This window comes from Marinobacter sp. E2, assembly GCF_055755345.1.
Map to the genome: position 1 here is coordinate 2,474,465 of NZ_CM146911.1, position 16,795 is coordinate 2,491,259.

Genomic DNA, 16,795 nt, shown 5'->3' on the forward strand with positions numbered 1-16,795 from the left:
ATCGCCTGTCGCCGGTGTGCCCTGTTGTCAATCAGGAGCGGCGCTGCTCGTCGCCGTCCGCAAGCATGCGATCGGCCCGCGCTTTTTCTTCGGCGCTCAGGGCCGGCTGTCCGGCGGCAACGCGGCGCCCACGAATCACGACGCCAGCCACCACCAGCAATCCGCCCAACACGGCAATGGCGGGCGTTGCCCACAGCAGGAAGGTACGGCTGTCGAGTTCCGGCTTGTAGCGGACGAATTCGCCGAAGCGTGCCACCAGTGCCTGAGTGATCTCCTGATTGCTCGCACCGTCCTGCATCATGCGGTACACCTCATCCCGCATATCCTTGGCAATGGGCGCGTTGGAATCCGCAATGTTCTGGTTCTGGCACTTCGGGCAACGCAGCTCGGAAATCAGCTCCTGGTAGCGCTGTTCCTCGGCCCGGTCTGCGAAATCATAGACATCGGCTACTTCGGCCATCGCGCCGGACGCAAAGAGCAGAACCAGGGCAACGATCAGACTGCGGGCCATCATCCGTTCCCCCGCGCCTCGTTCACCACCGGCAGCAGGGTCTGCTCCCAGACGGTCTCGTTGACCACACCCACGTGGCGATACCGGACCACGCCAGAGGCGTCGATCACGAAGGTTTCCGGTGCGCCATAGACGCCCAGATCAAACCCCAGTGTGCCTCTGGGGTCGTAGATGACGCTTCGGTACGGATCGCCCAGGCGGTCCAGCCAGGCCAACGCCTCGTCCCGGTCATCCTTGTAGTTCAGGCCAATAATGGCCACATTCTTTTCCTTCGCCAGCCACATGAGGTCGTCATGCTCGTCCCGGCAGGCCGGGCACCAGGTTCCCCAGACATTCAGCAGGGTGACCTGGCCCCGGAACAGCTCGCTGGTCAGTTGAACCTCGGGATCGTGCAGGTCCTTAAGACTGAATTCCGGCACGGGCTTGCCCACCAGCACCGATTCCAGCCTGGTCGGGTCCTTGCCAATCCCGGCAAAGAGGACAATCCCGATAACCAGGGCAACCAGCAAAGGCAGGAACAGCAGAAAGCGCTTCATGAAACCGCTCCCGCCGAGGCACCAGATCCGCTTTCAGAGACTGGGGACGGCGCCCGCTCCGAGGCACGTTCCTTGATTCGGTAGCGCCGATCGGCAATGGCCAGGAAGCCACCGGCCGCCATGAACAGGGCGCCCAGCCAAAGCCAGCGTACCAGCGGCTTGTACTGCAGCCGTATGGCCCAGGCCTCATCGGTAATACGCTCGCCTATGGCCACGAAAATGTCCCGGAACAGACCGGCGTCAATGTCGGCCTCGGTCATCACACTCATGCCCACCGGGTATTGGCGCTTTTCCGGGTGCAGAACCGCGACGCGCTCGCCGTCCAGCATTACCTCGAAGGTGCCGTACTGGGCGCTGAAGTTAGGGCCCTGCCGGGCGCCGATCTCTTTGAACGCAAACTGGTAGTCTCCCACCTCTGCCACGTCCCCCGGCACCATGCGGACATCCCGTTCTATGCCGTAGTTGGACACCACGGTGGCACCGGCCATGGTGATGGCCAGCCCCAGGTGGCCCAGCACCATGCCATAGTAACTGCGGGACTGTCTTCTGAGTCCGTGCAGGCGTCCTTTGCGCGAGGACGACTTGTCCCACAGATCCCAGAGAGTGGCCAAGGTCACCCAAAGCGCCGTGAACACACCGATGAACGCCCAGGGCTTGAATCCGCCATAACCGATCAGAATGGCCGTGGTGGCCAGAGTACTGACCGCCAGGGGCCAGAGCAGCTTGCGCGCCAGCCAGCCACCGTCGGTTTTCTTCCAGCGGGAGAAGATACCGGCGCCCAACAGGAGACCGGTGGCAACGGCCAGCGGACTGAACGTCAGGTTGAAGAAGGGTTCGCCAATGGACAGTTTGCCCAGCTCCAGGTAGTCCAGAACCAACGGATACAGGGTGCCGACGGCGACCAGGAGCGTGGCGGACACCAGCAGCACGTTGTTCAGCAACAGGAAAACCTCCCTTGAGAGAGAGCCGTAACGGGAGCGTACATGAACCACCGGCGCCCGGAAGGCATAGAGCGCCAGGCTGGCAATCACCGTAACCGCGAGCAGTCCGAGCAGGAAGGTACCGCGCTCGGGATCCGAGGCGAATGCATGAACCGAGGTGAGCACGCCGGAACGCACAAGGAAAGTACCCAGCAGGCTGAGGGCGAAGGTAACGATGGCCAGCAGGACGGTCCAGCTTTTGAATACGCCGCGCTTCTCGGTCACCGCCAGCGAGTGCATCAGCGCGGTTCCCGACAACCAGGGCAACAACGAGGCGTTTTCAACTGGGTCCCAGAACCACCAGCCGCCCCAGCCGAGCTCGTAGTAGGCCCACCAGCTGCCAAGCGCAATGCCCAGCGACAGGAAGGCCCAGGCCACCGTGGTCCAGGGTCGCGACCAACGGGCCCAGGCTGCATCCAGCCGGCCATTGATCAGCGCGGCCACCGCAAAGGCAAAGGCCACGGCAAAGCCGACGTATCCCATGTACAGCATGGGCGGATGAACGATGAGGCCAAAGTCCTGGAGTAGCGGGTTCAGGTCGGCGCCATCGGCGGGCACATTCGGCAGCAGACGATCAAACGGGTTGGAGGTGATCACGATGAACAGCAGGAAACCGACGGTCACCATACCCAGCACTGACAGCACCTGGGAAATCATCACCGAAGGCAGACGGCGGCTGAAGATGGCCACAGCCAGGGTCCAGCCCGCCAGCATCAGGATCCAGAGCAGCAGCGAGCCTTCATGACCGCCCCATACAGCACTGAATTTGTAGTACCAGGGCAACATGCTGTTGCTGTTGTTGGCCACGTAGGCCACGGAGAAGTCATCGGTGACAAAGGCGTGGGTCAGCAGCGCGAACGCCAGGCCAATGAACACAAACATGCCTGAGGCCAGGGGCCTGGCAAACGCCTGAAGATTGTCACGGCCGGTCAGTGAGCCCGCCAGGGGTACCACGGAGAGGAGTACTGCCAGCAACAGCGCGAGAATCAGTGCGAGCTGTCCGAGTTCGGGATACATCAAAGCCCTCCAGAAGCCAGGCTGTCAGTTGAGTCGTTCAATAGGATACGGTGTCAGCGGTGCCACCGGCCTTGTGCTGTCCTTTGGACGCCTTTTCCAGGGCATCGGCCACTTCCGGTGGCATATAGTTCTCGTCATGCTTGGCCAGCACCTGATCGGCGACAAAGCGCCCGTTGGCGTCCAGCCGGCCCATGGCCACAACACCCTGCCCCTCGGCAAACAGGTCCGGCAGAATACCGGTGTATTCAACCGGCACCGAGGCATTGAAATCCGTCACCCGGAACTCTACCCGAAGGCTGTCCGGATCACGCTTTACCGAGCCCTCTTCCACCATGCCGCCGGCACGTATCCGCACATCGACCGGTGCTTCGCCGGCGGAGATCTGGCTGGGATCGTAGAAAAGATTGATGTTCTGCCTCAGGGCGTAGGTGGTCAGCCCCACGGCCAGCCCCAGCCCCAGCACCAGAAAAAGCACAATGGTCAGCCTTTTTTTTCGGATAGGATGCATCAGATACCTGCCACTCAGTCTTGGGAAACCTTGATCCGGGTGAAGGCCGCCACCGGCTGTTGCGAAGCCTGCTGGCTGTGCCCGTCCGCCTGGTGCTCAAACCCGCGCCGACAGGACTCGATCACAGCCCTTCTGCGGCGAAGCGAGATGGCCATCAAACCGATCATCAGCAGGAAAAAAACGCCGTAGCACGCCCAGACATAGGGTCCATGACCCTCCATCACCACAAATGCCGAAAAGGAATCAAACGCCATTGGTCAGCCCCTCCCGGCCATCACAAATTCTTTTACCCAGCGGGTGCGCTGCTCCCTGAGCAGAATCTCGGTTTGCATGCGCAGACAGGCCAGCCAGCCAAACAGCAGGTACAGTCCCAGTACCGACAGAAGCAAAGGCACCCACATCTCCGCTGGCATCGCCGGTTTCTCGGTCAGTTTGAACGTGGATGGCTGGTGAAGGGTATTCCACCACTCCACCGAGTACTGGATGATCGGAATGTTCACCACGCCCACCAGTACCAGCACGGCCACAGCCCGGGCTGCCGACTTCTCGTCGTTGATGGCCCGGTCAAGCGCGATCACACCGCCGTAAAGGAACAGCAGGATCAGCATGGAGGTCAGCCTTGCATCCCACACCCACCAGGTGCCCCAGGTGGGCTTTCCCCACACGGCACCGGTAAACAGCGAGAGGAAGCAGAGAACCAGGCCCACAGGCGCCACCGCCTTCACAAAGACATCGGCCAGCTTCATGCGCCATACCAGGGTCACCACCGCGGCAACGGCCATCATGACATACACCGACTGGGCCAGAAACGCGGTGGGTACGTGGATGAAGATAATCCGGTAGCTGTTACCCTGCAGATAATCCTTGGGGGCGAACGCCAGCCCCCAGACAATGCCAGTCAGCAGCAGCGCGACACCACCAACCAGCAGCCAGGGCATGAGTCGGGTCGCTATGCCGAAGAACCATTTGGGCGAGCCCAGCTTGTGAAAAAATTGCCACATCAGATGGTCACCGTCTTACCGTAAGCTTGTTTCATCCGTTCGACAGGCTGATTCGAAGTGCCGCCGCCGACGCAAAGGGTGCCAGGGTCAGTGCCAGCACCAGAAGTGCCCCCATCAGGGCCATATAGGCAGCCACCGGGGCGCCCTCTGCGGCCGAAGCCACGGTGCCCGTGCCAAAAATCAGCACGGGAATGTACAGTGGAATGATCAGCAGGGACAAGAGCACGCCTGCCGAGCGCAAACCAAGAGTCAATGCAGCGCCGATGGAACCGATCAGACTCAGTACCGGTGTACCGATCAGCAGCGTTAGACACAAAACTCCGATGGAGTTCCCGTCCAGATGCACCATCACGCCGAGAACCGGGGCCAACGCCACCAGCGGCAGCCCGGTGAGCACCCAGTGCGCCGCGGTTTTGGCCAGCACCAGCAAGAACAGCGGGTGGGGCTGTAACACCAGCTGCTCGAGGGTGCCGTCTTCAAAATCGTGCCGGAACAGGTGATCCAGCGACAGCAGAACCGAGAGCAGCGCCGCAACCCACAGGATACCCGCTCCGGCTTCTCTCAGAAATGACACTTCCGGACTGACTCCCAGGGGAAAAAGTGCCACTACCATTACGAAAAACAGCAAGGGATTGAGAAGGTCCTGACGCTGCCGGAGCGCCACTCGCAGATCCCGGCTGAAAACCGCAACCATGGCGGACAACACTCCAGGAGTCTCATGCTGGAGTGCCAGGGAAGGCCGGTTAGCCGCGTTCATGAAACGCCCCCTTCCCCGAGTACGATGCGCTGCATACCTGGCAGCTGGAGTTCGTGGTGGGTGGTCACCACCACCGCCCCACCCTCGGCTGCCCGTTGTTGAAGCAGCGATTCGATCGCACCGACGCCATCCAGGTCGATGGCGGTGAAGACCTCGTCCAGCAGCCAGAGCGGTTCGTCCGCCACCAGCAAACGTGCCAATGCAACCCGCCGTTGTTGGCCAGCGGACAGGGTACGGCAGGGCACATCTTCGAAGCCCGCCAGGCCGGTACCCGCCAGTGCCTGACGCAGGACTCTGTCCGGCAGGGGCCGCCGCCCGGCGGTGAGCGCGCGCAGGTTCTCGACCGGCGTCAGCAGCGCCTTGATGCCCGGCCGGTGGCCAAGGTAAAGGGTATTGCGCAGGAACGCTTCCCGGCTGTCAGACCTGGGCGCACCACACCAGAGAATCTGCCCTGACCAGGCGTCATTGAGGCCGGCGAGAATCCGCAAAAGCGTCGTCTTGCCAGAGCCGTTGGGGCCCTCGACACGGGTGACCGTACCGGGCACTATGGAGAACGAGAGATCACGGAAAAGTAATCGTTCATCCCGTTCGCACTGCAGGTCGACAGCCTGTAATAGCGGCTCAGACATCAGGTCCCCGTAACCAGGACGATGCGCGTGTTGACGGCATCGGGTGTATTCGCAGCCGCTGCCAGCGCTACCCTTGAGTCAGTGGCGAAACAGGTGCGGCCGGCCGGCGCGGCGTATTATAGCGAAAGCCCGTGCCGATTACTCTTGTTCAACATCAATTCGGTGGCGATGAAACTACCCAGCGGACAACAGCCTCCGGCACCCCAGCCTCAGCCCGTGTCGACAACCAGAACCGGGCAGACACCGACCAGCGGTTCCGGCGAACCGGCCGCAGGTCCGGGCCAGAGCGGGCAGCCAATAACCCCCGCCTCGGCGAGGCAGTTGCTGGACCAGCTCCAGCTCGCCAACCGGGAGACCACTCTGGCCCGGGTGGCGGAAATCATCCAGCAACAAGGTGGCAAAGGCACCGATTTGCTGCTGGATGTGCGAGGCAAATCCCTGCTGGTACAGGCCGCCACCGGTAAAACCGAGTATGCCGCGGGCGACTGGGTCAAAGTGATGCGGGCCGGCAACGAGCTGCAGTTGATGGGCAAACTGGCACCAGCTCCGGAGGCCGGAATAGCGCGCGCCATGGCGCAGCGTTTGCCCTGGCAACAGAGTCTGGACGCCGGGCTGGCACAGTTACTGGGGGCTCTCAAACAGGGACTGAAACCGGATCCGTTGCCGGGTCAACTCCCCTCCGCCCGCATACCTCAGCCTCTGCCGGAAGCAGCCCGGCAGGCCGTTGAGCAGATGCTGTCCCGACTGCCGGGCAGTACCAGCCTGTCGCCCGGCGACGGTACCCAGCCACAGATCGCAAGGCAAGTGCGCCAGTGGATGTCGGAAAGCGGCCTGTTTGCCGAATCACGACTGGCCCAGGCGCCCTCACCCCAGCTTCCGGATCTGAAGCTCGCCCTCGGGCGGATTGTGACCTCGCTACTGGCCCAGCAAGGTCAGCCTCCAGAGCAGTTCAACCGTCTCACGCCACTGGCAACTGCCGATCTGATGCGGGCCCCCCTGCAATTTCCCCAACCTCTGACAACGCCCCAGCCAACAGCAGGTGGCGAGCCGGCAACGGTCGGGCAGATGCTCCGGCTGCTGGCCGGTATGCTGAACCGTATCACCGTCAACCAGTTGCACAGCCAGGCGCTCACGGCCCGGGGCGGCGCCGAGGCTGGTGCTCCGGCGTCCACCCTGTTGCTCGACTTGCCCTGGCTAACCCCGCAGCATGAGCCCAGGCTGGCCCAGCTCAGGATTGAACAGTACCCGGAGAACAAGGAATCGGATCACAAGACTCCGGCCGCAGCGGTTGCCGAGTGGCGCCTGTCGCTGGCCATGGATCTCGACGAAGCAGGCCCCCTGCATTTCGATGTGGCCCTCCGCCAGCAGTCGGTCAGTGCCCGAGTGTGGGCAGAAAAACAGAGTACCCTTCAACGGGTCAACGAAGAACTGCCGCTGTTGCGGCAAAGCCTCACCGACCTGGGCCTGGAAGTGTCGGATCTTGAATGCCGGAGGGGGACCCCTCAGGGCAGCGTTACCCGTCTGGAACATCGACTGGTGGATACCCGGGCATGAGTACAGATCAGGACTTCAGCAGTCGCGCCGCAGTGGCGCTGCGTTATGATGGCGAGCGGGCCCCGACTATCAGCGCCACCGGCACCCACGAACTGGCCGAAGAAATCATTCGCATTGCCCGCGACCATGGCGTGCCGCTGTATGAAAACGCCGAGTTGGCGAGCATCCTTGCCCGACTGTCGCTGAACGAGGAGATTCCGGAGTCGCTGTACCGGGTAATTGCGGAGATCCTGGCGTTCGCCTTCCACATCCGGGGTTTCACGCCCGAGGACCGGAGGCCCGACTCCACCGACCCTTCAGCGGATAAGTGACCTGAGCGCCCACGCGTTCTGCCAGTTGGACCCACGCCTTGGGGCAACCGCCGTGTCGAAATAGTGCCGGAGCCTGCGCCGGTCTTCCGGCTGATCCTTGAGCGCCGATCCCACGATGTGGTGCATCAAATGCTCAACTGTCATTTGCCCACCACCGAAATACCAGGCATTAAGGCTCGCGGCATGGGCGACGGAAACGGCCTCTGCCGTGGACAGTGCCGCCCCGGCCAATCGGTCAGTGCTGCGTCCGTCCAGGGTCTGCCCATTGCGCAGTTCGTGGAACAGGGTCACGAGAACCTCGATTACGGACTCATCAAGATCCGCCGTAATACCGGCCCGCTGATTGGCCCGGCGCACCTCGCGAAGCACCACGTCCATCTCGTCTTTCAGGTTCTGGATGGGGCGAATTTCCTCGAAATCCATCCGCCGCTTCAGAGCAGCGCTCATGTGGTGAACACCGGCGTCCACACTGTTTGAAGTGGCCACCACATTGAAACCGTCCCGCGCCAGTACAATGCCATCGTCGCCCGGTAGTTCCGGGATCACCACCACCCGGTCGGACAGCACCGACAGAAGCGCATCCTGCAGGGGCTGCGGACAACGGGCGATCTCCTCGAACCGGACCAGCCGCCCCTCCATCATGCCCCGCAGCAGGGGACTGGGCACCAGCGCCTCCCGACAGGGGCCTAGGCGCTGGAGGATCGACTCATTCCAGGTGTACAGCAGTTGTCCCACGCCGCTCACGGCGCCTCCCTGAAGGGTCAGGGTGGAACAGTCCGAAATGGCAGCGGTCAACAATTCAGACAGCCAGGATTTGGCGGTGCCCGGTTCGCCAACCAAAAGGCATCCTCGACTGGTACACAAAGAAATGATGATGCGTATCACCAGGGTGCGTTCGGCCACGAATTTACGTTCGATACCCAGTTCCGCATCGCCCATGACGAACTTCTCAACGGCACGGGGCGACATCAGCCAGCCGGGTGGCACCGGCCCCAGATCCAGGCCACGAAGCCGTGTCAGCTCGTTCTCGTAGACCTGTTCCGCAGGCTCCCTCTGCGCGGCTTTCAGTTCCGCTGATGTGTGAGTCATTGTTCGCTCCTGCGTCCGCCACGAATTTCCGGCGCCATTCGCTCCCTTGGAAGGATCCGGGGCAGTTCCGAAAGCGGGATAACCCCCTCAATCACATGATCCAGGGCGCTGTCGCGCATCGTAACCAGGCCCACATCGAGCGCTCGCCAGCGAAGCTCGCCGATAGGCGGCTGACTGGAGATTGCATTGCGAACGCCGGGGTCCACCTCCATATACTCCACAATCGCAACTCGTCCCTGGGTACCTCGCCCGCTGCACTTGTCACAGCCGGCGCCTTCAAAGCACCGGAAATCGGCGGGCGGCCCGTCCGGAAACAACTCCGAGAGGATCACCGGATCGGGTTGGGACGGCTGCCGGCAATGGCTGCAGATTCGTTTCGCCAGCCGCTGGGCAATGACTGCCAGCAGTTCTCCGGCGATGGAGTTGGGATGAATGCCCAGGTCAAAGAGACGCTGCAGCGAATCCACGGCGTCGTTACAGTGGAGGGTTGAAAGCACCACGTGACCGGTTTGCGACGCGCGGATTGCCTCCAGGGCCGTCTCCTGGTCGCGGATCTCGCCAACCAGAATCACATCCGGGTCTTCCCGGACAAACGCCCGCATGGCGTCAGCAAACCCGAATCCGATTTCAGGGCGTGCCCGGGTTTGCTGAACGTTATCGATCGAGTATTCGATGGGATCTTCCACGGTGATCACCTTGCGCCGGCCATCGTCGGCCAGGGTCTGTAAACCGGCATACAGGGTGGTGGATTTACCGGAGCCGGTCGGACCGACCACCAGCACAAGCCCGGCGGGGTTATCCAGCAGGCGCTGATACCGCGCGCCGATGGCCGGCGACATACCAAGCTCGGCAATGGTCATGGCGCGCCCGGTCTGGGGCAGCAACCTTATGATGGCATGTTCGCCGTGCAATGAGGGTTGGGTCTGAATGCGAAGATCATAGGCCATGTCGCCAAGCTGGAGGCGAGATCGCCCTCCCTGGGGCAATCGGTGCTCGGCAATGTTGAGCTCTGCCCGGAGTTTGATCACGTTGATCACTCCCCTGATTTCCCGCGGCGACAACTGGTACTGCGGCAGATCATGAAGATCACCATCCACCCGGAGCCTGATTCGGACCCGTGCATCGTATTGCTCGATGTGGATGTCGCTGGCTTTCTCGCTGACGGCGTCCAGCAGGATGGCCTCATAGACAGAAACCAGATAAGGGCTGACATGGCCGTCCCCTGCTTCTCCGCCCAGGGTAGCGCTGGCACTTACCGACGAATCACCGGCTGCCCTGGTCTCCCCGGCCTGCTCGGCAACAAAGTTCCGGCCCTTTACCGTGAGATCCAGGGCCGACCAGATGCGCCGGAAGTCCGTGGGCGTGACCAGGAGACACTCGATTACCTGATTGGGACTGAGGCGCTCCAACTGATCTGTGCGGGCGTCCGGATCGTCGGTCACCACGGTGATTCGTCCATTCTCCCGGGCAACGGGTATCAACCGGGAAAGATCCAGAAAGGTTCTGGAAAACCCCCGAAACAGCGCCGGGTCGAGTGCCGGCAGCAAAGTATCTGCGTCAGTGAACGTGAGTCCGCGTTGCCGGGCCAGGGAACGATAAAGGTCCAGCTCGTCCATGTTCAGCTTTTGCCGCAGAACATCCAGAAGGCGAGCGTTCTGTTTTGCCGCCTCGGCTTTTGCCTCTGCCAGAATCCGATCATCGACCACACCCAGGTCGATCAGAATCTGCTCCGCGTTGCGGTTGAAATCCACCCATCCCAGTGTCCGCTCGCGTTCAAGCTGCCCCTTCCGGTTCACGAACATGGCCAGACTCGGCACGGGACCCGCCCGTCCCTCGAGCATCACCAAGCGGCCACCCTCACGCAGCAGACCAACGAAGCTATCTCTCTGGCCAACAAAGCTGGTGCAGAGCACCAGATCACAGGGCTCATCAACCTCAAGAAGCTCTTCGGCACTGTCCACGAGAACGTCCACGTTGTGCTTGCCAAGGCGAAGGAAACGTTCCCGGGCAGCCTCAGCCACAACCGAATTTTTGTCCACATAGATGACACGATGGGCCAGGCCAGCGAGCACCGCCGCCAGATACCCGGAGCCGCCGCCCACGTGCATGACCACCTGATCCGGCTCGATCTCCGGAATCAGCGAAAGGATGTGGGCAACAGTCTCCTGGCGGGGAATGGAATGGCCGGTAATGGAAGGGACCAGGTCGGCGCCGGCAACAAAATCGTGGCGAGCTACTGCGTGGAGGGCCTCAAGGGCCCTCGGATACACTCTTTTCATTCGGCAACGTCCGTAACGGCATGGTATCAGGCCGCCTGACGTTTCCTCAGTGCTGACACCAGCTCGGCCTCGGGACGGGATATTCCGCACGTGTTCATAAGATCGTCGATATCAGCACCGAGATCAACCAGGCGGGAGGCCTCATCATAGGAAATCCGCAGCGGATCGTTCTGTCGCATTTCATCCAGCGTGCTGCGCAATTCGTGGAGCTGTCGCTCGCAGCTAACGAGACGCTGGCCCACGCCCATGCTGCCGCTGGTGGTGGCGTGCAATTCCCGCCCCAGCGTATCGCACCGGTTTTTGAGCTGGTCGCGCAGGCTGCGGATCTGGCGCCGCTGCATCAATCCCTGCACGAAAACCAGGGACAGTGCGGTGACAGTCAGGGCCCAGGGAAGGTATGACGGAATTTCTGCAAACATGACGGATGTCTCCCGTTTGTGGCCACGGAAGGCATCCATCGGAGGGCGCTGGGCGGGTTGCCCCGGTTACAGTGCCGCGATTTCAGCCCACTCGTGGTCTGACAGCATCTTGTCGAACTCGACCAGTATGATCAGTTCGCCATCCTTGTTGCACACGCCCTGGATAAACTTGGCACTTTCCTCGTTACCCACGTTCGGTGCGGTCTCAATTTCACTGGACTTCAGGTAAACCACTTCGGCCACCGAATCCACCAGAATACCCATGACCTGATTGGCGGATTCCATCACCACAATCCGGGTGGCGTCGGTCACTTCCGCATCCGCCAGACCGAAACGGCGGCGGGTATCGATGACCGTAACCACGTTACCCCGCAGGTTGATAATGCCGAGTACGTAGTCCGGGGCACCGGGAACCGGCGCAATCTCGGTGTATCTCAGCACTTCCTGGATCTGCATGACATTCAGACCGTAGGTCTCATCATCCAGCCGGAAGGTAACGTATTGCAGTACCTGGTCGTCCTGGGCCTGATTGGTTTTTCCGCTCGGGGATGCCATAGCGATGTTTCTCCTCTGGGGCTGCCCGGCGGGCAACCTGATCGTCAAAAAATTATCATCAGTGCCCAATACTATAGTTAAGGGCACAAACCGTGCCAGCTAGGCTCGGTTTCATTCGGTAACGGTTGTTTGCTTCAGCTCAAGTCCAGATGGTGCTCTCTTTCCGCCCTGATCAGCAAGTCGGCCATGGTGCGAACGTCAATCAGTGCGCACATGTGATCAATCACGGTTCCGGCCAGCCAGGGCCGTTTGCTGCGGGCAGTTCGCCAGCGCACTTCGTCGGGCTTCAGCGTGAAGGACTGGGCCACATCGTCGCAGGCCAGGCCCCAGTCGCTGTTATCGAGCCGAATCACAAACCGGTAATTGTCCCGGGCATTTTCCGGAACCCGCCCGGCCATGATCCACTCGGCGGTGTCCACCACCCGCAGGTTCTGGTCACGATCGGCCCGAATGCCCATGTACCAGCGGGGGCTGCCGGGAATCGGGCGGATCTCGTCCTCAATCCGGTGAATCGCGCCCAACAGTATTAACGGCACGGCCAACTGCAGCCCCGCCACCGTGAAGATCAGGCACTCGAACGGCTTGTCCGACCACTCAGGCCGGGACGGTGGCGCCACAGGCGCTGGTTCGGCCGTGGCCTTCTCTGCTTTCTGGACCACCGGCTCCGCAATGTGAGGGGCCACCGGCGTCTTTGCTCTGGCCGGTTCCGGAGGTGTCGCCCTGACCCGCCTGACTGGCTCCGGCCTGGCTGGCTCCGGCTTAGGTGCCGGTTTTTCGGCGGTAACGGCCGGGCGAGGCGCGGGTGCCGGTTTCGTTGGTGCAGCTTCCGGCGCCAGGGATTCGGAACCTTCCTCACGCCGGGCGGTATCTGTGGCGGTGTGAAGCAACTCGTCCAGGTAACTGGCGATCGCGGTTTCCGGGTCCGCCAGCCGTGTCAACTTTTCGTCAGCCATGCTGACGCTCCCTCACCTGGCCAATCCGCGACATCAGATCGTCCAACAGATGGCTGTAGGCTCGAACACCATGGGTTTCCGCATCCTGCGCGGACGGGACCACGCCTGCCTGGCTGGCATCCCGGAACTTGGTATCCACCGGAATCGCAAACTGCCAGAGTGTGTCCCGGTAGGTCTTGCGCAACAGGTTGAGGCTTTTCACCGACGCCTGGGTACGGCGATCGTACAGGGTCGGCACAATGGTGTAGGCAAGTGAATTCTTCTGGGATCGCATGATCATCTGAAGCGTGTGCAACATCCGCTCCAGGCCCTTGATGGCCAGGAACTCCGTTTGCACGGGGATAATAAGGTGCTGGGCCGCGGCCAGGGCGTTTACCATAAGAACGCCCAGTGACGGGGTATTGTCCAGCAGCACGTAGTCAAAGTCGTCCCACAGCTGGGTCAATGCCCGGGAAACGATCAACCCCATCCCCTCAACGCCAATCATGCGGCGCTCGAGAGTCGCCAGCGCTGCGCTGGCCGGCAGCAGGGAGAGTCCCTTGCAGCTGGTCTCCGTGATCAATTGGGCTGGCAGTCCCTGTGGCACCTTGCCCTGGTGCTGGAAAAGGTCGAACACACTGTGGGCAATGGTATCCGGATCGTAACCAAACCAGCTGGTCAGCGAGCCGTGGGGGTCCAGGTCAACGACTAGTACCCGTTTGCCACGTTCGGCAAGTAATCCGCCGAGGGTGACCACGGTTGTCGTTTTACCCACACCACCTTTCTGATTGGCTACTGCCCAGATTCGCACGCTTTGGTTCTCCAGAAGACAGGTCATTTCGCCGACAGCCCGCGGCGCGTACCTGAGGGGTTATCGGCCAGTCTGCGGGCAACTTGAACGAACGGCGAACAGGAATACCGGCAAGCGGTTGCCGTCGTTTGATATTAACCGGAAGTAATACAGGAACCATGCCAACCGGCATATACGCATCTGCCGAGGAGAACTGTCAGCGCATCGCGCCCCGGATACTGGCATCCCGGGAAATCAGCAATACCACCCGGCGATTCCTTTGCCGTCCCGCTTCGGTGTCATTACGGGCTACCGGCTGGTACTGGCCATAGCCAACCGCCGCCAACCGCTCCGGCTCAATGCCTTCCATCACCAGCATCCGGACGACCGCCGCCGCCCTGGCTGCGGACAGTTCCCAGTTGGATGGAAAGCGGGAGCTGTTGATCGGCTGGTTATCGGTAAAGCCCTCAACCTTCACGGCGTTGTCCCGGTTATTCAGAACCGTGGCAATCTTCTCGACCACTTCAAAGGCATCGTAATGAGGCTCGGCATCGCCACTGCCAAACAACAGGCTGTTCGGCAGATTGAGCTCGAGCCAGCGGTCGCTGGTCTCCAGGGTTACTACCCCCTGGTTGATCAGCTCATCAAATTCCAGTGCCAGCTGGTCGGCCATTGCGCGGAGGGCTTCAGTCCGGGCCTGGGCGTCCATTTCGGGGTTCTGCGGGGCTTCCGTTACCGTCGGAGGAATCACGTCTTCGGCTGGAGCCTCGAGGGACCGCCGGGGCTGGTCTCCCACCTCAATGGGCTGGAAGGACCGCTGGGGCGCGTTGAAGACGCCGGTCATGGTTTCGGAGAGTACTTTATACTTGCCCTGGTTCACCGAGGACACCGAATACATCACCACGAAAAAGGCGAACAGGAGCGTGATGAAATCGGCGTAGGAAATCAGCCAGCGCTCTTTGTTGTGCAGATCGTCCTGGGCTTGCCTACGGCGCCTCATAAGTTGGCCTGCGTGCGGTCACTGCAGGAAGCCCCGCAGCCGCAATTCGATGGATTTCGGGTTTTCGCCTTCGGCGATGGCAATAATGCCGTCAATCATCATGTCTTCGTAGCGGGTGCGCTCGCGCACAATGCCCCGCATCTTGTTGGCCACAGGGAAGAACAGCAGGTTGGCCAGGGCAACACCGTAAATGGTGGCCACAAAAGCAGTGGCAATACCGCTGCCCAGGGACTGAGGATCTTCCAGATTGGTCATCACCTGAATCAGACCCATGACCGCACCGATGATACCGATGGTGGGCGAATAGCCCCCCATGGCCTCAAACACTCTGGCCGATTCCAGATCCCGCTGTTCCCGGGATTCCAGATCCACTTCCATGATGCTGCGAATGGTTTCCGGTTCGGCACCATCCACCAGCAGTTGCAATCCCTTGCGGGCGAAAGTTTCCGGCTCCCGCTCCGCCAGCCCTTCAAGCCCCAGAAGCCCCTGCTTTCGCGCTTTCACACTCCAGTCGATCACCTTGCCAATGCCGTCCTCCAGGCTGATGAACGGCGGCACGAACACCCAGCGGACCTGACTGAAGGCCCGCTTGAGCATGGGCCAGGACGTCTGCAGGATGGTTGCCGCGAGGGTGCCACCGATCACTATGATCGCCGCCGGGGCATTGAACAGCGACGCGAGGGCACCGCCCTCAAGCAGATTGCCACCGAGGATCGCGGCAAAACCGAGAACAACCCCGAGCAGGGAGAGGATATCCATCAGCTAACGCCCTCGATCAACCGGGGGCCGATGTCATCCAGTGACAGCACTTCGTCGGTCAGACCCGCCTTGGCAACGGCCATGGGCATGCCGTAAATGACCGAGGATTTCTCATCCTGGGACCAGACGTCTGATCCGCTCTGTTTCATCAGCCGGCAACCTTCCTTGCCATCCGAGCCCATGCCGGTAAGGATCACACCAAGGGTCTTGCCGGGAAAGCTGCGAGCCAGCGAACCGAAAGTGACATCCACGCAAGGTTTGTAATTGAGGCGCTCGTCCCCGGGCAGTATGCGAACCCTGGCCTGGCCGCTCCGGTTCTCGATCATCATCTGCTTGCCGCCCGGCGCCAGCAATGCAAGTCCGGGCCGGAGCACATCGCCATCTTCGGCCTGCCGCACTTCAATCTGACACAACTTGTTCAGCCGTTCGGCAAAGGCGGGGGTAAAGCTGGCCGGCATATGCTGAACCAGCACCAGGGGCGCCGGAAACGAGGCCGGCAGAGCCGTCAGCACCCTCTGCAGGGCCACCGGTCCACCAGTGGAGGTGCCAATACCCACCACGGCGTAATGCCTGGCGGGGCCACGCCGGACCGGGCGCCGGCCAGTCTCTGCGTCGCCGACCGGTGCCGGGGTGGCGGGCCGTTCCCGCAGTGAGGAACGAGGCCGTTCCACCGACGCCGTTCGGGACCGCAACGCCGGAGATGGCTCCCGGCCTGACGGCGCCGACGGCCCGGGAGCGGCTGGCGCCGCCTTGTTACCGGGCCGGCTGCGAGCCACGTCCAGAATCCGGTCGATGAGGATTTTCTGTAACTGGCTGTTGTCGCGCGCAATCTCTTCGAAATTCTTGGGCAGGAAGTCCACTGCTCCCGCCTCGAGCGCGTCCAGGGTGACCCGTGCTCCCTCGTAGGTAAGGGACGAGAACATGAGTACCGGTGTCGGGCGCTTGCGCATGATCTCCCGCACGGCGGTGATGCCGTCCATTACCGGCATCTCGTAGTCCATGGTGATCACGTCCGGACGCAGCTTTTCTGCAAGCTCCACACCCTCGCGCCCGTTAGTGGCGGCACCCACCACCTTGATCTGGCCGGAACTGGTCAGGATCTCCGTCAGCCGTTTTCGAAAAAAACCTGAATCATCAACGACCAGGACAGAAACTGTCATCCAATTCT

19 protein-coding genes are annotated in these 16,795 nt (G+C 61.5%); 2 read left to right on the forward strand and 17 right to left on the reverse strand.

All coding sequences use genetic code 11. From position 1 onward, the window contains the following. Nucleotides 1–31: 31 nt before the first annotated feature. Genes AC0J1C_RS11245 through ccmA form a run of 8 tightly spaced genes read right to left on the reverse strand, consistent with a single transcriptional unit; the run spans nt 32 to nt 5,939 of the window. Nucleotides 32–511, reverse strand: coding sequence for a cytochrome c-type biogenesis protein (locus AC0J1C_RS11245; protein WP_473046537.1), 480 nt, complete (start codon nt 509–511; stop codon nt 32–34). Next, nucleotides 511–1,047: a DsbE family thiol:disulfide interchange protein gene (locus AC0J1C_RS11250; protein ID WP_473043965.1), complete on the reverse strand. Its 537-nt coding sequence runs from the start codon at nt 1,045–1,047 to the stop codon at nt 511–513. Before AC0J1C_RS11250 ends, AC0J1C_RS11245 begins: the two co-directional genes overlap by 1 nt. Continuing rightward, nucleotides 1,044–3,044 carry a heme lyase CcmF/NrfE family subunit gene (locus AC0J1C_RS11255; protein WP_473043966.1) on the reverse strand — a complete coding sequence of 667 codons (2,001 nt, stop codon included), beginning with the start codon at nt 3,042–3,044 and terminating at the stop codon, nt 1,044–1,046. Before AC0J1C_RS11255 ends, AC0J1C_RS11250 begins: the two co-directional genes overlap by 4 nt. 37 nt (nt 3,045–3,081) lie before the next feature. Continuing rightward, nucleotides 3,082–3,552 carry a cytochrome c maturation protein CcmE gene (gene ccmE / locus AC0J1C_RS11260; protein WP_375192787.1) on the reverse strand — a complete coding sequence of 157 codons (471 nt, stop codon included), beginning with the start codon at nt 3,550–3,552 and terminating at the stop codon, nt 3,082–3,084. A 14-nt stretch (nt 3,553–3,566) separates the two neighbouring features. Continuing rightward, nucleotides 3,567–3,806 carry a heme exporter protein CcmD gene (ccmD, locus tag AC0J1C_RS11265; RefSeq protein WP_375192786.1) on the reverse strand — a complete coding sequence of 80 codons (240 nt, stop codon included), beginning with the start codon at nt 3,804–3,806 and terminating at the stop codon, nt 3,567–3,569. A 3-nt stretch (nt 3,807–3,809) separates the two neighbouring features. After that, the gene (gene ccmC, locus AC0J1C_RS11270; protein ID WP_375192785.1) at nt 3,810–4,553 is read right to left on the reverse strand and encodes a heme ABC transporter permease CcmC; all 744 of its coding nucleotides are present in this window, start codon (nt 4,551–4,553) and stop codon (nt 3,810–3,812) included. 31 nt (nt 4,554–4,584) lie between these two features. Continuing rightward, nucleotides 4,585–5,310: a heme exporter protein CcmB gene (gene ccmB, locus AC0J1C_RS11275; RefSeq protein WP_473043967.1), complete on the reverse strand. Its 726-nt coding sequence runs from the start codon at nt 5,308–5,310 to the stop codon at nt 4,585–4,587. Continuing rightward, nucleotides 5,307–5,939, reverse strand: a complete 633-nt coding sequence (gene ccmA / locus AC0J1C_RS11280; RefSeq protein WP_473043969.1) for a cytochrome c biogenesis heme-transporting ATPase CcmA — start codon at nt 5,937–5,939, stop codon at nt 5,307–5,309. Before ccmA ends, ccmB begins: the two co-directional genes overlap by 4 nt. A 168-nt stretch (nt 5,940–6,107) precedes the next feature. On the opposite strand from ccmA, the gene fliK reads away from it, so the two are divergent. Both fliK and AC0J1C_RS11290 read left to right on the forward strand, forming a co-directional pair. Next, nucleotides 6,108–7,493 carry a flagellar hook-length control protein FliK gene (gene fliK, locus AC0J1C_RS11285; protein WP_473043970.1) on the forward strand — a complete coding sequence of 462 codons (1,386 nt, stop codon included), beginning with the start codon at nt 6,108–6,110 and terminating at the stop codon, nt 7,491–7,493. Then, complete coding sequence (locus AC0J1C_RS11290; RefSeq protein ID WP_473043971.1) at nt 7,490–7,804, forward strand: EscU/YscU/HrcU family type III secretion system export apparatus switch protein; 315 nt, start codon at nt 7,490–7,492, stop codon at nt 7,802–7,804. The genes fliK and AC0J1C_RS11290 overlap by 4 nt, the downstream gene beginning before the upstream one ends. Here the strand turns inward: AC0J1C_RS11290 and AC0J1C_RS11295 are convergent. From AC0J1C_RS11295 to AC0J1C_RS11335, 9 genes are all read right to left on the reverse strand, one after another. Next, nucleotides 7,790–8,893: an ATP-binding protein gene (locus AC0J1C_RS11295; RefSeq protein WP_473043972.1), complete on the reverse strand. Its 1,104-nt coding sequence runs from the start codon at nt 8,891–8,893 to the stop codon at nt 7,790–7,792. The genes AC0J1C_RS11290 and AC0J1C_RS11295 overlap by 15 nt on opposite strands. Then, nucleotides 8,890–11,172 (reverse strand): ATPase, T2SS/T4P/T4SS family, encoded by a 2,283-nt coding sequence (locus AC0J1C_RS11300; protein ID WP_473043974.1) that lies wholly within the window; start codon nt 11,170–11,172, stop codon nt 8,890–8,892. The genes AC0J1C_RS11295 and AC0J1C_RS11300 overlap by 4 nt, the downstream gene beginning before the upstream one ends. A gap of 26 nt (nt 11,173–11,198) precedes the next feature. Further along, nucleotides 11,199–11,591, reverse strand: a complete 393-nt coding sequence (locus AC0J1C_RS11305) for a DUF2802 domain-containing protein (protein ID WP_375192780.1) — start codon at nt 11,589–11,591, stop codon at nt 11,199–11,201. 66 nt (nt 11,592–11,657) lie between these two features. Beyond that, a complete protein-coding gene (locus AC0J1C_RS11310) occupies nt 11,658–12,146 on the reverse strand; it encodes a chemotaxis protein CheW (RefSeq protein ID WP_091986340.1) in 489 nt (162 codons plus the stop codon). A gap of 134 nt (nt 12,147–12,280) precedes the next feature. Further along, complete coding sequence (locus AC0J1C_RS11315) at nt 12,281–13,099, reverse strand: chemotaxis protein CheW (RefSeq protein ID WP_473043976.1); 819 nt, start codon at nt 13,097–13,099, stop codon at nt 12,281–12,283. Next, complete coding sequence (locus tag AC0J1C_RS11320; RefSeq protein WP_375192778.1) at nt 13,092–13,889, reverse strand: ParA family protein; 798 nt, start codon at nt 13,887–13,889, stop codon at nt 13,092–13,094. Before AC0J1C_RS11320 ends, AC0J1C_RS11315 begins: the two co-directional genes overlap by 8 nt. A gap of 196 nt (nt 13,890–14,085) precedes the next feature. Beyond that, nucleotides 14,086–14,868, reverse strand: a complete 783-nt coding sequence (gene motD, locus AC0J1C_RS11325) for a flagellar motor protein MotD (protein WP_473043977.1) — start codon at nt 14,866–14,868, stop codon at nt 14,086–14,088. A gap of 18 nt (nt 14,869–14,886) precedes the next feature. After that, nucleotides 14,887–15,627 carry a flagellar motor protein gene (locus tag AC0J1C_RS11330; protein WP_473043978.1) on the reverse strand — a complete coding sequence of 247 codons (741 nt, stop codon included), beginning with the start codon at nt 15,625–15,627 and terminating at the stop codon, nt 14,887–14,889. Further along, nucleotides 15,627–16,787, reverse strand: coding sequence for a chemotaxis response regulator protein-glutamate methylesterase (locus tag AC0J1C_RS11335; RefSeq protein WP_375192775.1), 1,161 nt, complete (start codon nt 16,785–16,787; stop codon nt 15,627–15,629). The genes AC0J1C_RS11330 and AC0J1C_RS11335 overlap by 1 nt, the downstream gene beginning before the upstream one ends. Nucleotides 16,788–16,795: the final 8 nt, after the last annotated feature.

Coding starts and splice junctions, on each gene's coding strand:
- AC0J1C_RS11290 (WP_473043971.1), top strand. CDS start 7,490: ATGAGTACAGATCAGGACTTCAGCAGTCGCGCCGCAGTGGCGCTGCGT.
- ccmB (WP_473043967.1), bottom strand. CDS start 5,310: ATGAACGCGGCTAACCGGCCTTCCCTGGCACTCCAGCATGAGACTCCT.
- AC0J1C_RS11335 (WP_375192775.1), bottom strand. CDS start 16,787: ATGACAGTTTCTGTCCTGGTCGTTGATGATTCAGGTTTTTTTCGAAAA.
- ccmE (WP_375192787.1), bottom strand. CDS start 3,552: ATGCATCCTATCCGAAAAAAAAGGCTGACCATTGTGCTTTTTCTGGTG.
- AC0J1C_RS11255 (WP_473043966.1), bottom strand. CDS start 3,044: ATGTATCCCGAACTCGGACAGCTCGCACTGATTCTCGCGCTGTTGCTG.
- AC0J1C_RS11300 (WP_473043974.1), bottom strand. CDS start 11,172: ATGAAAAGAGTGTATCCGAGGGCCCTTGAGGCCCTCCACGCAGTAGCT.
- AC0J1C_RS11310 (WP_091986340.1), bottom strand. CDS start 12,146: ATGGCATCCCCGAGCGGAAAAACCAATCAGGCCCAGGACGACCAGGTA.
- AC0J1C_RS11245 (WP_473046537.1), bottom strand. CDS start 511: ATGGCCCGCAGTCTGATCGTTGCCCTGGTTCTGCTCTTTGCGTCCGGC.
- motD (WP_473043977.1), bottom strand. CDS start 14,868: ATGAGGCGCCGTAGGCAAGCCCAGGACGATCTGCACAACAAAGAGCGC.
- ccmA (WP_473043969.1), bottom strand. CDS start 5,939: ATGTCTGAGCCGCTATTACAGGCTGTCGACCTGCAGTGCGAACGGGAT.
- AC0J1C_RS11330 (WP_473043978.1), bottom strand. CDS start 15,627: ATGGATATCCTCTCCCTGCTCGGGGTTGTTCTCGGTTTTGCCGCGATC.
- AC0J1C_RS11250 (WP_473043965.1), bottom strand. CDS start 1,047: ATGAAGCGCTTTCTGCTGTTCCTGCCTTTGCTGGTTGCCCTGGTTATC.
- ccmD (WP_375192786.1), bottom strand. CDS start 3,806: ATGGCGTTTGATTCCTTTTCGGCATTTGTGGTGATGGAGGGTCATGGA.
- AC0J1C_RS11315 (WP_473043976.1), bottom strand. CDS start 13,099: ATGGCTGACGAAAAGTTGACACGGCTGGCGGACCCGGAAACCGCGATC.
- AC0J1C_RS11305 (WP_375192780.1), bottom strand. CDS start 11,591: ATGTTTGCAGAAATTCCGTCATACCTTCCCTGGGCCCTGACTGTCACC.
- fliK (WP_473043970.1), top strand. CDS start 6,108: ATGAAACTACCCAGCGGACAACAGCCTCCGGCACCCCAGCCTCAGCCC.
- AC0J1C_RS11295 (WP_473043972.1), bottom strand. CDS start 8,893: ATGACTCACACATCAGCGGAACTGAAAGCCGCGCAGAGGGAGCCTGCG.
- ccmC (WP_375192785.1), bottom strand. CDS start 4,553: ATGTGGCAATTTTTTCACAAGCTGGGCTCGCCCAAATGGTTCTTCGGC.